This is a genomic window from Poseidonibacter antarcticus (assembly GCF_003667345.1).
Lineage (GTDB): Bacteria > Campylobacterota > Campylobacteria > Campylobacterales > Arcobacteraceae > Poseidonibacter > Poseidonibacter antarcticus.
In genome coordinates this window covers 54,544-67,237 of the sequence record NZ_RCWF01000006.1, presented here as the reverse complement: position 1 = coordinate 67,237, position 12,694 = coordinate 54,544, and the positions used below count along the sequence as shown (strand labels likewise).

Sequence of the window (12,694 nt, the reverse complement as noted above, 5' to 3'; positions counted from 1 at the left end):
AATCTTGCGATTAATTATAAAATTAATAATAATGTAAAAATTAAGGAAAGTAGTACAATGAGTGATTATTCAAAATTAGAAAAGTGTTTGGATTATCAGTTTAGAGATAAAAACCTGATAATCGAAGCACTTACACATAAAAGTTTTAAAAAACCATATAATAATGAAAGATTAGAATTTTTAGGCGATGCAGTTTTAAATTTAATTGTAGGAGAGTTTTTATTTTTAAAATTTCCAAAATCTAATGAAGGTGAATTGTCAAAAATAAGGGCATCACTTGTAAATGAGACTGGTTTCACAAGATTAGCAAATGATATAAAACTAGGTGATTATATTTTTATTTCAAGTGCTGAAGAAAGAAATAAAGGAAGAACAAAAGCTTCTATATTATCAGATGCTTTTGAAGCAATCATGGGGGCGATTTATTTAGAATCTGGATTAGATGCTTTAAAACCAATTATTCTAAAATTATTAGATGAATCATATGAGAAAATAAATTTAGATGTTTTATTTTCTGATTATAAAACAGCACTTCAAGAAATTACACAAGCTAGATTTGCTTCTATTCCTGAATATAGAATTGAAGCATCTTTTGGTCCTGACCATAAAAAAGAGTTTGAAGTATCAATTTGGATTGATAATAAAACTTATGGAAAAGCAAAAGGTAAAAGTAAAAAATTAGCACAGCAAGCTGTTGCTAAAATTGCAATAGATATTTTAAAGGGTAGTGAATAATGAATACTTTTGGACATAGATTCAGATTTACCACATTTGGAGAGAGTCATGGTAAAGCCTTAGGTTGTATCGTTGATGGAGTACCAGCTGGAATAAAAATTGATGAAGAATTTATCCAAAATGAAATGGATAGAAGAAAACCAGGTAAAAACAAATATGCAACATCTAGAAAAGAAGGTGATAAAGTTGAAATACTTTCAGGTGTATTTGAAGGAATTACAACAGGTACTTCTATTTCTATGATAATTTTTAATGAAAACCAAAAAAGTAAAGATTATACAAATGTAAAAGATTTATTTAGACCAGGTCATGCTGATTTTACTTATTTCAATAAATATGGAACAAGAGATTATAGAGGTGGTGGAAGATCAAGTGCTAGAGAAACAGCTGCAAGAGTTGCAGCTGGTGCCATTGCAAAATTAATGCTTAAAGAATTAGATATTCAAGTTCAAAGTGGTATTTGTGCTATTGATGGAATTGAAGCAAAAGAGTATGATTTTTCAAGTGTTACTGAATCAGAAATATTTTCTTTAGATAAAAATATTGAACAAGAGCAAAAAGATGCTATTTTAGCAGCAAAAAATAAACACAATTCTGTTGGTGGAGTTGCTCTTATAAATGTTAAAAATGCACCCATAGGTTTAGGTGAACCACTTTATTTTAAATTAGATTCACAAATAGCAAATGCTATGATGAGTATAAATGCAGTTAAAGCTGTAGAAATTGGTGATGGAACTCTTAGCTCAAAAGTTAGAGGTTATGATAATAATGACCAAATAAGAAAAGATGGATTTAAAACAAATCATAGTGGTGGAATTCTTGGTGGAATTTCAAATGGTGATGATATTAATGTAAAAGTTTATTTTAAATCAACTCCATCAATTTTTATTAAACAAGAAACAGTAGATATTCATAACGATGAAGTTGATTGTGAATTAAAAGGAAGACATGATCCTTGTGTTGCTGTTCGTGGTTCAGTGGTTGCTGAATCAATGATGGCTTTAGTATTAGCTGATATGGCTTTACTAAATATGTCTTCAAAAATTGAAAATGTAAAAAAAGTATATTCTAAATAAAGAATAGTTTAAACCACTTTTATATATAATCAAATTCTTAAGCAACTCTTTGGTCAAGGGTTGCTTTTTTTATGTCTAATTTTTATTTATATCTATTATTAAAGTTCTTCTTTTAATTCTTCAAGTCTTGCTATTCTATCTTCTGTTGTTGGATGTGTTCTAAATAATGAACCAAATGTTGATTTTAAGCCTGAAAATGGATTAATAATAAACATATGCGCTGTTTCTTCTGTTGCATTATGTATTTGATGACCACTTCTTGCATAATTTTCCAACTTAGATAATGCACTTTGTAAAGCAGCAGGATTTCCAGTCATTCTAGCAGATCCTTCATCAGCCATAAACTCTCTACTTCTACTTACAGTCATTTGAATAATGGAAGCTGCCAAGGGCAAAAGAATAGCCATTATAATCATCATAATAGGATTTGAGTTTTGTCTATTATTTCCAAACATTGCACCAAATTGCATCATATTTGCAATCATCGCAATAGCTCCTGCAAATACAGCTGCAATAGTTCCAATTAAAATATCATAATGTTTAATATGTGATAATTCGTGAGCAATTACACCTTCAAGTTCTTTTTCATTTAACATCTCATATAAACCTGTAGTAACAGCAACTGCTGCATGTTCATAATTTCTTCCTGTAGCAAAAGCATTTGGTGTATGATCAGCTATTAAATAAACCTTTGGCATTGGTAAACCTGCTTTTTTAACAAGTTTTTGTGTAATTTGATAAACTCTATGACGCTTATCTTCTAGAGGTGTTGCATTATAATGTTTTAAAACTTGTTCATCCGAATAATAATATACATAAAAATTCATTCCTCCTGCTAATAAAAAAGCAATTAGCATACCTGAAGTTCCACCAAAAGAGAATCCAATAAATACAAATAACACTGTTAATGATGTTAGTAAAAATACTGTTTTTGCTTGTTCCATAATTTTTCCTTTTATTTATTTTATACGATAAATTTTTTGTAAATATAATTATAAATTATATTACAATTCTATTAACTTTAATTTTTTTAGTATTATACAAATATTAAACTATAAAATAAATATTTTTAAGAGAATATATTAAAAAAGAAAAAATAGATGTTATTATTTGTAAATAATAAAATAATTGTTAATTTTTCTGATGAAAACTTGTAAAAATTACACACTGCAATTGATTATCTAGAATAGTTTTTATCTTTTATAATAAAAAAAGGTTTTTTCATTTAAAATCAAGGTTACTAACTATAAAGAGATTTAATATGAAAAAATTATATATTGTAAGACATACAAATAAAGCAGAAGCAAAATCAGGTCAAGATGATTATGATAGAGAATTAAGTCAACAAGGTTTAGATGAAGCTAAGAAAATGGCTATACAACTCTCTAATAAAATTGAAAAGACAGATTTAATTGTATCAAGTCCAGCACTTAGGACAAAACAAACAGCTGAAATATTTGCTGATGTATTAGATTACAATAAATCAATTATGTATAATGAAGTTTTGTATATGGCATTTGTAAATGAATTACTTGAAACTATTTCATATACATTTGATACTGTAGAAAATATGATATTAATTGGTCATAATCCATCATTAACAGCTTTAGCAATTACATTAGTTGATTTTAAAGAAAAGTTTCAAATAGGTGGAATTATGGAAATAGAATTTGATTGTAATTCATGGATTGACATTTCAAAAGAAAATGCTAGATTAGTTTCTTATATTTATCCAGATAAGTAAATAAAAGTATAAATACTTTTATTTACCTAAACAAAATTCTCCAAACATTACATCTAACATTTGGTCATTATCGTAAGGTCTTGTAATATTAGAAATATTTTCTAATGCTTCTGTGATATGATGAGCAAAAAACTCTAATTCACCAGTATTAAGTGGTTGTATAGATTGTTTTATATGAGACAAAGTCTCTTCTACTGAAAAAACTTGTCTTTTTGAAACTAAAGTCATTTCATCATTATGTGTGTTTGAATCTAAAATAAGTTCAACTTTTTTTATAAGTGGATTAATATCTTCTTTAGTAGATAACTCTATAAAGTCACTTAATAATGATTTATCAAAATTACTTTGTAAATCAGATTTATTTATAACTTTAATAATCTCTCTTTTTTCATTATTAGATATTAACTCTATAATTTTTTCATCTTCACTATCACAAATTTTACTATTATCAAATAATGCTATTACAATATCAGATTCATTAATAGCTTCAATTGATTTTTCAATACCAATTTGTTCAATAGTATCACTAGCATCTCTAATACCTGCTGTATCAACTATTTTAATAATATGAGTTCCTATTTTAACAGACTCTTCAATAGTATCTCTAGTTGTTCCTGCAATATCTGAAATAATAGCTCTATCATAGTTTAAAAGCTTGTTAAGAAGTGAAGACTTACCAACATTAGGCTTACCTATGATTGCAACTTTAAAGCCTTCAATCATTCCTTCACGTCTTTTACTAGCTTCTAATGTATTTGTAAGTTTTACAATAATTTTTTCCATCTTACTTTTAATCTGTTCAAAAATATCTGATGGTAAATCATCTTCTGCATAATCAATTGAAACTTCTGTATAAGCTAACATAAATAATAAATCTTCTCTAATATCATTTACAAAAGTAGTTAATTCACCTTTTAACTGTCGTGCTAACAACTTAACAGCATCTTCGCTTCTTGCTTCTATTATCTTAGCAATTGCTTCAGCTTTAGTTAAATCAATTTTATTATTTAAAAAAGCTCTCTTTGAAAATTCGCCAGGATTGGCAAATCTAGCACCAAGTTTTAGTGTCTCATTAACAATCATATTTGCAATTGCAAAACCACCGTGACATTGAAACTCTACTACATCTTCACCTGTAAATGAATATGGAGCTTTAAAATAAATAATAAGTGCTTCATCAATTACTTCATCTTCAACACTATATAAAGAAGACAAAGATGCTAGTCTTGGTTTTAGATTTGTTCTTTTTGTAATTTTAGAAGCAATACTTAGTGCATTTATTCCTGAAAGTCTAACTATAGAAATTGAGCCTATTCCATTTGCTGTAGCAATAGCTACAATAGTACCATCATCAAACATTATTGCTCTTTACTTCTGTACTCATTTACAAGTACGTATTTATCGCCTCTAACATTTGTTTTTACAGCAACATATTTATTTGGAAACTCTTCTCTTAATTTTTTAAGTGCAATATGAACTAAAATACCATCTAAAGGTTTAGTTTTAAAAGTACCTTTTTCTTTTATTATTTCAATTACTGGCTCTAAATATGCATAAATTGAAGCTTCTTGATTTTTAAGAAATTCTGCAACTTCAAGTCTTAACATTAATCCATATTTTTCATTAATCCAGTTAAATAAGATATAAGATAAGGCCTTATATCTATAGCCTTCTTTTCCAATTAATAAAGCACAATCTTTACCTGTAAACTCTATATATAATGTTTCTTCATCATAAAAATCTATTTTTATATTATCAATTGAATAACAAGTATTTTTAAATAATGAATCTATACCAATTCTAATTTCATTAATAATTTCTTCTTTAGATTTTTTTACAACAATTGAAGACATTTCAGTTTGAGTCTTTTCTTCATTATAAAAGTTTTCAAATATTTTATTCTTTGAAGTATCTTTTGGAACTTCATTTAAAATAGTTTTCTCTTTTGTTTTATTAGTATTTTTTGCTTTTTGGTCATTTTTATTTGAATTTTCAATTCTAGTAGAAACTTCTTCTATATTTATATCTTTTTTTCTAAATGTATGTTTTGTAGATTTCTTTTCATATTTATTACAATCATTTTTGTAACAAACTTTTATAATTGCTGTTTTTTTTCCAAAGCCAAGGAATCCCTTGCTTGGCTGTTGGATAACATCAATATCTAATTCAGTAATTGAACATTTAAAATCAGCTGTAGCTAATTCGTAAACTTCCTCTAAACATTTAGCTTCAAATTTTTTCATTATAAATCCCTATTGTTTCTCAGCTCTTTTTCTTTCAAATACTTTATTTATATAATACTGTTGTGAGATTGTAAATAAGTTATTCACGAACCAGTATAATGTAAGTCCAGCTGGGAACCATAAGAAGAAGAATGTGAAAATAACTGGTAACATTTGGAATATTTTCTTTTGCATTTCATCTTGCATAGTATTTGGTGTAATTTTTTGTTGTAAGAACATAGTTGCACCCATTAAAATAGGTAATACAAAATATGGATCCATTTCAGCTAAATCATGTACCCAGAACATCCAAGGTGCACCTTTTAACTCAATTGCATTTAATAAAACTCTATAGATTGCAAAAAATACAGGAATTTGTAAAATTAATGGTAAACATCCACCCATTGGGTTGGCACCATGTTTTTTATATAATTCCATCATATGCATTGATTGTTTTTGTTTGTCATCTTTATATTTAGCTTGAATATCTTTCATTTTTGGTGCTAAATCTTTTAATTTTTGCATAGATACCATACCTTTGTATGATAAAGGATAAAGTACTAATTTAATTAAAATAGTTAATGCAACAATTGTCCAACCCCAGTTTCCAATATAACCTTGTAAAAACTGTAATAATAAGAACATTGGTTTAGCAATAAATGTAAAGAAACCATAATCAATAACATCAGTTAATTCAGGATTTAAAGCTTCTAAATCTCTATGATTTTTAGGTCCCATAAAACCAGAAAAACTAATATTATTTCCACCATGAATAAATGCTTGAACATTAGATTCTGAATCAGGCATTAAAGAAACATTTAAAGAATTATCAAAATTATAAATAACACTTGTATAATATCTATCAAAATTAGAGATAAATTTTGCACCTGTAATATCTTTAGTATTTTCTAAGTCACCATCATGAATTGTTTCTAATGTGCTATCATTTAATTTTGCAATAAAACCATGAACTGCGTACATATCAGCTAATACATTTGGTCTAAAACCATTTGTAATAAAGAATTGTTTATCATTTGTAGAAGTAACATTTAAATCATAATGTCCATCAGGATAAATAGTAAACTTTTTAGTTAAAACTGTATTACTTAAAGTTTGAGTTAACACTAGTTCTTGAACACTAGTTGTTGCATCAACACTTGAAGAACTAGCAATAGTTGAAACTTTAAAAGCTTCTGTATTTAAGTTTCTATCTGCGAATCTAACCTCTAATGGTCTTAATTGATTAGCTTCAAATAATTTGATTTGATTTAAATCTTCATCTTTATATTTTTCTTGAGTTAAAGTTACTTGTGCAACTCTACCTAAAGTATCAATTTCAATTATATTTTTAGCTGTTTTAATAACAGAAACTATTTCAGAACTAGTAATTGCTTTTGGTGATAATGAAACAAGTGAATTTCCATTTACATCTGTTGTTACCATTTTATTTGATGTTGTATTTACATCAGGAGCACTATTTTGTTTTTGAACTTGCTCTTGTTTAGCTTGTGCTGCTTTAGCTTCTTGCTGCGGTTTTAATACTAAAAACTCATAAGCAATAAAAAATACAAAAACAACTACTGTCATTATTAACATTCGTTTTTGCATACCATTATTTTGATTCATATTGTTCATTCTTCTCTTTCCACTCCCGGTTTTTAACTACAAAATATTTGTTGTTTTTTGCTGGTACATACCAGTAGATTATTTTGATTTTTTCAAAATTTACATTTTGAAGTTTGTTCAACTTTATTACTGGATAGTCTATTCCTCCAGCAAAAAGTTGATTACATTTTAATACGCGTGTTATTGTAAAATAAATAGCCTTAAAAAATGTATTATTATCAAGTTGCCACAGGGCATATTGTGAACAAGTGGGATAATATCTACAAGATCCAAATGAAATTACGCTTAAATACCTTTGATAAAATTTAATTAAGTATTTAAAAATTATCTTCATTTTAGTAATTCAAGTCTTTTTAGTGCAAAATCAAAATCTTTTTTTAATTGTAAAAAACTTTTATCATGTATTGTATTTTTAACAACAAAAATATATTTACCTGATTTGATTTGATTTTCATATGTAGCAAATAAAGCTCTCATTCTTCGTCTAGCTTTATTTCTTAAAACAGCATTCCCAACTTTTTTTGAAGTTACAAAAGCAGCTTGTAAGTTGTTATTAGAACCAAAAAAAGCGATAAATGATGACGTATGCCATCGTTTATCGCTTTTATATAGTTTATTAAAATCTCTCGAGCTATTTAGTCGATATCTTTTACTTAAACAGCTAATCTTTTTCTACCTTTAGCTCTTCTTGCTTTGATAACTTTTCTACCATTTTTAGTAGCCATTCTGATTCTAAAACCATGCGTTCTCTTTCTAGGAGTGTTATGCGGTTGATATGTTCTTTTCATGTTAGTAGTTCCTCTATGTATATTCACTAATTAAGTTGGGGATTATAGTTAAATGAAGCTTAAGTATTCTTTAGTTTTATGTATTTTTTTATTTTTTTAATGAAATTAGTATAAGCATACTTATAAAAAGCATACTTATACTTCAATATTATAATCACTTATTAATTAAGTATATTTACAATTACCTCATCATTTACTACATCAAATTCTACTTTTGAACCTTCTGTTATTTTATCTTCAAGAATTAAATCAGCAAGTCTATCTTCAACAATTTCATAGATTGCTCTTTTAAGTGGTCTTGCTCCATAAACGGGGTCAAATCCTGCTTTTGCAACATATGCTTTTGCATTTGCAGTTAAAGAAATATGAATATCTTTTTGTTCTAATTTTTCTTTTATAGTATTAAACATAATATCTACAATATTTGTAATTGCTTCTAAGTTTAATTGTTCAAAAATTACAATATCATCAAGTCTATTTAAAAACTCTGGTTTAAAATATGATTTTAAATCATTTAATACTTCTTTTCTTCGCTCTTCTTTATCAGAAATTTCAATAATCTTAGCACTTCCGATATTTGAAGTTAAAATAATGATAGTATTTTTAAAATCAATAGTAACACCTTTGTTATCTGTTAATCTTCCATCATCAAGAACTTGTAATAAAATATTAAATACATCAGGATGAGCTTTTTCAATTTCATCAAATAATATTACAGAATAAGGTTTTCTTCTAACTGCTTCAGTTAACTGTCCACCCTCATCATATCCAACATACCCAGGAGCTGCACCAATTAATCTTGAAACTGCGTGTTTTTCCATATATTCACTCATATCAAATCTAAGTAATGATTTTGGATCATCAAATAAGAATTTAGCAAGAGTTTTAGCAGCTTCTGTTTTACCAACACCTGTAGGTCCTAAGAACATAAATGAACCAATAGGTCGTGAATCATCACTTAAACCTGCTTTATTTCTTTTAATTGCTCTTGAAATTGCTTTTAAAGCTTCATCTTGCCCTACTACATCTTGTTTTAATACTGATTCAACTTTTAAAACTTTTTCTTTTTCTGAATCCATCATTTTATTTACAGGAATTCCAGTCCATCTTGAAACAATACTTGCTATTGCATCTTCGTCAACAGAATTTCTAAGAAGTGTTCCTTCTTTTTGCATTCTATTCCATTTTTCTTCATTCTCTTTGATTTTAGCTTCTAAACTTGGAATTTCTCCATATTCAATAGAAGCTGCTTCTTCAAATTTTGATTCTCTTTTTGCTCGTTCTGCTTTTGTTCTTAACTCATCAATTTTTACTTTTAAATCACTTGCTGCGTTAAAAGTTTGTTTTTCATTTTCAAATCTTGCTTCAAGATTTTGTCTTTCTTCACTTAAATTTGCAAGCTCTTTTCCTATTTCTTCTAATCTTTCATCATTCTTTTTACTTTTTTCCATTTTTAGAGCTTCTTTTTCTACGTTAATAGTTTGAATTTCTCTTTTTAATTTTGAAAGAACAGTTGGTTCTGATTCTATTTGCATTTTTAACTCTGCTGCTGCTTCATCAATTAAATCTATAGCTTTATCAGGTAAAAATCTATCTGTTATATATCTATTTGATAATTTTGCTGCTGCTATTAGAGCTGAATCATTAATAGTTACATTATGATGAGTTTCTAATTTTTGTTTAATACCTCTTAAAATTTGTAAAGCTTCATTAACACTTGGTTCATCTACGTTTACAGGTTGGAATCTTCTTTGCATTGCTGTATCTTTTTCAAAATACTTTCTATACTCTTTTAAAGTTGTTGCCCCAATAGTATGTAATTCACCACGTGCTAAACTTGGTTTTAAAATATTTGCTGCATCCATAGAACCTTCAGAAGCACCTGCTCCAATTATTGTATGAATTTCATCAATAAAAAGTATAATATTTCCAGCTTTTTTAACTTCATCAATTACAGATTTTAATCTATCTTCAAATTCACCTCTATATTTTGCTCCTGCTATTAGTGAACTCATATCGAGCGTAACTACTCTTTTATTTAATAAACTTGTAGGAACATCTTTATTTACAATTCTTTGAGCTAAGCCTTCTGCAATTGCTGTTTTACCAGTTCCTGGTTCTCCTAATAATATAGGATTGTTTTTTGTTTTTCTAATCAGGATTTGCATCATTCTTGTAATTTGTTCATCTCTACCAATTACGGGATCTAGTTCTCCATCAATAGCCATTTTATTTAAATCAATTCCATATTTATTTAAAGCTTCTAAGTTATCATCACTACTTGCACTATCAATAGTACTTCCAGCTCTCATAGCTTCAAGCTCTTTTGCGGCTTCTCTTAAATCTATATATTTACCTAATACTTCTTTTAACTCTTTTGAATCAAAATTTGCAATAAGCCATGAATCAATAGCAATAAATTTATCACCAAGTTTCGCTGCTTGTCCTTCAGCTTTTTCTATACTTCTAACTACATTTCTTGATAATTTTATAGTCTCTTTAGTTACAGAAGATACTGCTGGTAATTTTGAAGCATGTGACTTAGCTTCTAATTCAATTGCTGCTTTATCCACATTCATTTTATTTAATAATTGGTTTAATACAGAGTTTGTATTTGTTAATAAAGCCCAAAGTAAATGGATTACTTCTACTTCTTGATTTTTATTATGTAAGGCCAAAGCAATAGATGAATCTATCGTTTCACTTAATTGGTTTGTTAGTTTCTCAAATAATTTATTCATTTAGCACTCCTTTAGTTTAACTGCTAATAAAATTATAGCACCTTGAGTGCTTGTTTGTCAAGTGTTTTTAATAAAAAAATTTAAAGCACCTTTTTATTAAAGATAATATACTATTACAAAAAAATAGGATTTTATATGTTATGTGGTATTGATGAGGCAGGTCGGGGACCTTTATCTGGACCTTTAGTTGTTGCTGGAGTTGTCATAAAAAAAGAAGTTAAGGGATTAAATGACTCAAAAAAATTAAGCCAAAAGAAAAGAGAAGAGTTATTTCCTCTTATTATTGAAGCTTGTGATTATCATATAGTATTTAAAAGTGCCAAAGAAATTGATGAAAAAGGTTTAAGCTATTGTTTAAAGTCTTCTATTGAAGAAATTATGAAAAATGTAAAAGCAGATGAATATCTAATGGATGGAAATACTTCATTTGGCATAAGTACTTTACAACATAAAATAAAAGCTGATGCAACAGTTGAACAAGTAAGTGCTGCTTCAATTCTTGCAAAAGTTAGTCGAGATAGATATATGTGTGAAATCTCTCCCAAATATCCAAACTATGATTTTGACAAACATAAAGGCTATGGAACAAAAGCCCATGTTGAAAAAATCAAAGAGTTTGGAAGGTGTGAAGAACACCGATATACTTTTAGGCTCAAAGCCTTAGGTGAAGAAAAAATTGGTACTCAAAAGAACTTATTTTAAGTTGTTTTGAGTTACTTTGATACTTTCCCAATATGTTCTTCAACTGATTTGACTTTGCCTTCAATTCTATTATCACAATCTTTTCTAATATCAAAAGTTAATGTAGAATAAACTCTTTTGCAACCTATTTCTTCTAGTTTGTTATAACACTTCTCAATCAAATCTAAAGCTTGACGTAATGTATTTGTTTCGATATTCGTAGCCATTGATGTTAATTGATATTTAAAACCACTGTCTCTTATAATTTGTATAATCTCTGATACTTCTTTGCTTTTACTTTTGTTTTCACTATTATCTAATGGAAACATTGCCATATTTAATAATACACTCATTTTATGCCCTTTTATTAATAATTTATACTCTACTGAAATAATTCAGAATATTATAGTCTTTTAATCCCTTATAATAAATATAATAAGTTTTAAATAAAAATTTCAAGAAAATATTGTATATATTATAAAATGAAAATTCAACTATTTTTTAATATAATTTGATAAAATATACTTACATAAATAAAAAGGAATATAAATGCAAATAACTGTATCACCAGAGGTAATATTATCTCAACTTGGTTACTCTAAAAGTGATTCATCATTACAACAAGCAGAAAGAATGATCTCATCTACAGATAATTTTGATAAATTTTCAAAACACATTTTATCGCTTAATGACAATTTAAAAAAAATGAATGCATATGTTGGATTATCAAATAAAACAGACTATTTAAAAATCAAATGTGACGAAAACGATGCAGCTGAAGTTCTAAAAGGATTTCACGAAGAAGTTTCAAATTGGGCAAATAAATACAATGTAAAACTTCAACAATTAGATAAAAAACCTATTTATTATATTTTGGGAACAGTTTAAAATATTTTTCTATAACTATGACAATAAGGCACCTTTTGGTGTCTTTCATAGTAATTTTGATGATAATCTTCAGCTTCATAAAATGGAACCATCTCATATACTGATGTTGCTACTTTAAAACCTTTATTAGTTAATTCTTTAATAACATTTTCAATCATTTCTTTTTCATCTAATCATCTTTTTTCATTTACTA

At 27.2% G+C, this 12,694-nt stretch carries 15 protein-coding genes; 5 read left to right on the top strand and 10 right to left on the bottom strand.

Translation table 11 applies throughout. From position 1 onward, the window contains the following. Window positions 1-57 precede the first annotated feature (57 nt). Window positions 58-735, top strand: coding sequence for a ribonuclease III (rnc, locus tag D9T19_RS08675; RefSeq protein ID WP_121627843.1), 678 nt, complete (start codon window positions 58-60; stop codon window positions 733-735). Next, complete coding sequence (aroC, locus tag D9T19_RS08670; RefSeq protein WP_121627842.1) at window positions 735-1,811, top strand: chorismate synthase; 1,077 nt, start codon at window positions 735-737, stop codon at window positions 1,809-1,811. The genes rnc and aroC overlap by 1 nt, the downstream gene beginning before the upstream one ends. 98 nt (window positions 1,812-1,909) lie before the next feature. Here the strand turns inward: aroC and htpX are convergent, their stop codons facing one another. After that, a complete protein-coding gene (gene htpX / locus D9T19_RS08665) occupies window positions 1,910-2,755 on the bottom strand; it encodes a zinc metalloprotease HtpX (protein WP_121627841.1) in 846 nt (281 codons plus the stop codon). 317 nt (window positions 2,756-3,072) lie between these two features. On the opposite strand from htpX, the gene D9T19_RS08660 reads away from it, so the two are divergent. Continuing rightward, a complete protein-coding gene (locus D9T19_RS08660; RefSeq protein WP_121627840.1) occupies window positions 3,073-3,555 on the top strand; it encodes a SixA phosphatase family protein in 483 nt (160 codons plus the stop codon). Between the two features lie 18 nt (window positions 3,556-3,573). Here D9T19_RS08660 and mnmE read toward each other — a convergent pair whose 3' ends face one another. The 7 genes from mnmE to D9T19_RS08625 form a co-directional block, all read right to left on the bottom strand. Continuing rightward, entirely contained in the window at window positions 3,574-4,914 is a 1,341-nt protein-coding gene (gene mnmE, locus D9T19_RS08655) for a tRNA uridine-5-carboxymethylaminomethyl(34) synthesis GTPase MnmE (RefSeq protein WP_121627839.1), read from the bottom strand. Continuing rightward, a complete protein-coding gene (locus D9T19_RS08650) occupies window positions 4,914-5,798 on the bottom strand; it encodes a Jag N-terminal domain-containing protein (RefSeq protein ID WP_121627838.1) in 885 nt (294 codons plus the stop codon). Before D9T19_RS08650 ends, mnmE begins: the two co-directional genes overlap by 1 nt. 9 nt (window positions 5,799-5,807) lie before the next feature. Next, complete coding sequence (gene yidC / locus D9T19_RS08645) at window positions 5,808-7,412, bottom strand: membrane protein insertase YidC (RefSeq protein WP_121627837.1); 1,605 nt, start codon at window positions 7,410-7,412, stop codon at window positions 5,808-5,810. Further along, window positions 7,390-7,737, bottom strand: coding sequence for a membrane protein insertion efficiency factor YidD (gene yidD / locus D9T19_RS14810; RefSeq protein WP_121627836.1), 348 nt, complete (start codon window positions 7,735-7,737; stop codon window positions 7,390-7,392). The genes yidC and yidD overlap by 23 nt, the downstream gene beginning before the upstream one ends. Continuing rightward, the gene (gene rnpA / locus D9T19_RS08635; protein ID WP_121627835.1) at window positions 7,734-8,069 is read right to left on the bottom strand and encodes a ribonuclease P protein component; all 336 of its coding nucleotides are present in this window, start codon (window positions 8,067-8,069) and stop codon (window positions 7,734-7,736) included. Before rnpA ends, yidD begins: the two co-directional genes overlap by 4 nt. Next, complete coding sequence (gene rpmH / locus D9T19_RS08630; RefSeq protein ID WP_076087857.1) at window positions 8,057-8,191, bottom strand: 50S ribosomal protein L34; 135 nt, start codon at window positions 8,189-8,191, stop codon at window positions 8,057-8,059. Before rpmH ends, rnpA begins: the two co-directional genes overlap by 13 nt. Before the next feature lie 161 nt (window positions 8,192-8,352). Continuing rightward, complete coding sequence (locus D9T19_RS08625; protein ID WP_121627834.1) at window positions 8,353-10,932, bottom strand: ATP-dependent Clp protease ATP-binding subunit; 2,580 nt, start codon at window positions 10,930-10,932, stop codon at window positions 8,353-8,355. A 135-nt stretch (window positions 10,933-11,067) separates the two neighbouring features. On the opposite strand from D9T19_RS08625, the gene rnhB reads away from it, so the two are divergent. After that, entirely contained in the window at window positions 11,068-11,634 is a 567-nt protein-coding gene (gene rnhB, locus D9T19_RS08620) for a ribonuclease HII (protein WP_121627833.1), read from the top strand. 11 nt (window positions 11,635-11,645) lie between these two features. Here the strand turns inward: rnhB and D9T19_RS08615 are convergent, their stop codons facing one another. Then, complete coding sequence (locus D9T19_RS08615) at window positions 11,646-11,966, bottom strand: MTH1187 family thiamine-binding protein (RefSeq protein WP_121627832.1); 321 nt, start codon at window positions 11,964-11,966, stop codon at window positions 11,646-11,648. 196 nt (window positions 11,967-12,162) lie between these two features. Between D9T19_RS08615 and D9T19_RS08610 the strand changes: the two genes are divergently transcribed. Then, the gene (locus tag D9T19_RS08610; RefSeq protein WP_121627831.1) at window positions 12,163-12,501 is read left to right on the top strand and encodes a hypothetical protein; all 339 of its coding nucleotides are present in this window, start codon (window positions 12,163-12,165) and stop codon (window positions 12,499-12,501) included. Here the strand turns inward: D9T19_RS08610 and D9T19_RS08605 are convergent. Then, complete coding sequence (locus D9T19_RS08605; protein WP_121627830.1) at window positions 12,498-12,659, bottom strand: peptide-methionine (S)-S-oxide reductase; 162 nt, start codon at window positions 12,657-12,659, stop codon at window positions 12,498-12,500. The genes D9T19_RS08610 and D9T19_RS08605 overlap by 4 nt on opposite strands. Window positions 12,660-12,694 lie beyond the last annotated feature (35 nt).

Excerpts from the sequence above, each read along its gene's own strand:
- D9T19_RS08625 (WP_121627834.1), bottom strand. The coding sequence starts at position 10,932 with ATGAATAAATTATTTGAGAAACTAACAAACCAATTAAGTGAAACGATA.
- yidD (WP_121627836.1), bottom strand. The coding sequence starts at position 7,737 with ATGAAGATAATTTTTAAATACTTAATTAAATTTTATCAAAGGTATTTA.
- D9T19_RS08615 (WP_121627832.1), bottom strand. The coding sequence starts at position 11,966 with ATGAGTGTATTATTAAATATGGCAATGTTTCCATTAGATAATAGTGAA.
- rpmH (WP_076087857.1), bottom strand. The coding sequence starts at position 8,191 with ATGAAAAGAACATATCAACCGCATAACACTCCTAGAAAGAGAACGCAT.
- htpX (WP_121627841.1), bottom strand. The coding sequence starts at position 2,755 with ATGGAACAAGCAAAAACAGTATTTTTACTAACATCATTAACAGTGTTA.
- aroC (WP_121627842.1), top strand. The coding sequence starts at position 735 with ATGAATACTTTTGGACATAGATTCAGATTTACCACATTTGGAGAGAGT.
- rnc (WP_121627843.1), top strand. The coding sequence starts at position 58 with ATGAGTGATTATTCAAAATTAGAAAAGTGTTTGGATTATCAGTTTAGA.
- D9T19_RS08610 (WP_121627831.1), top strand. The coding sequence starts at position 12,163 with ATGCAAATAACTGTATCACCAGAGGTAATATTATCTCAACTTGGTTAC.
- mnmE (WP_121627839.1), bottom strand. The coding sequence starts at position 4,914 with ATGTTTGATGATGGTACTATTGTAGCTATTGCTACAGCAAATGGAATA.
- D9T19_RS08605 (WP_121627830.1), bottom strand. The coding sequence starts at position 12,659 with ATGATTGAAAATGTTATTAAAGAATTAACTAATAAAGGTTTTAAAGTA.
- D9T19_RS08650 (WP_121627838.1), bottom strand. The coding sequence starts at position 5,798 with ATGAAAAAATTTGAAGCTAAATGTTTAGAGGAAGTTTACGAATTAGCT.
- rnhB (WP_121627833.1), top strand. The coding sequence starts at position 11,068 with ATGTTATGTGGTATTGATGAGGCAGGTCGGGGACCTTTATCTGGACCT.
- D9T19_RS08660 (WP_121627840.1), top strand. The coding sequence starts at position 3,073 with ATGAAAAAATTATATATTGTAAGACATACAAATAAAGCAGAAGCAAAA.
- yidC (WP_121627837.1), bottom strand. The coding sequence starts at position 7,412 with ATGAACAATATGAATCAAAATAATGGTATGCAAAAACGAATGTTAATA.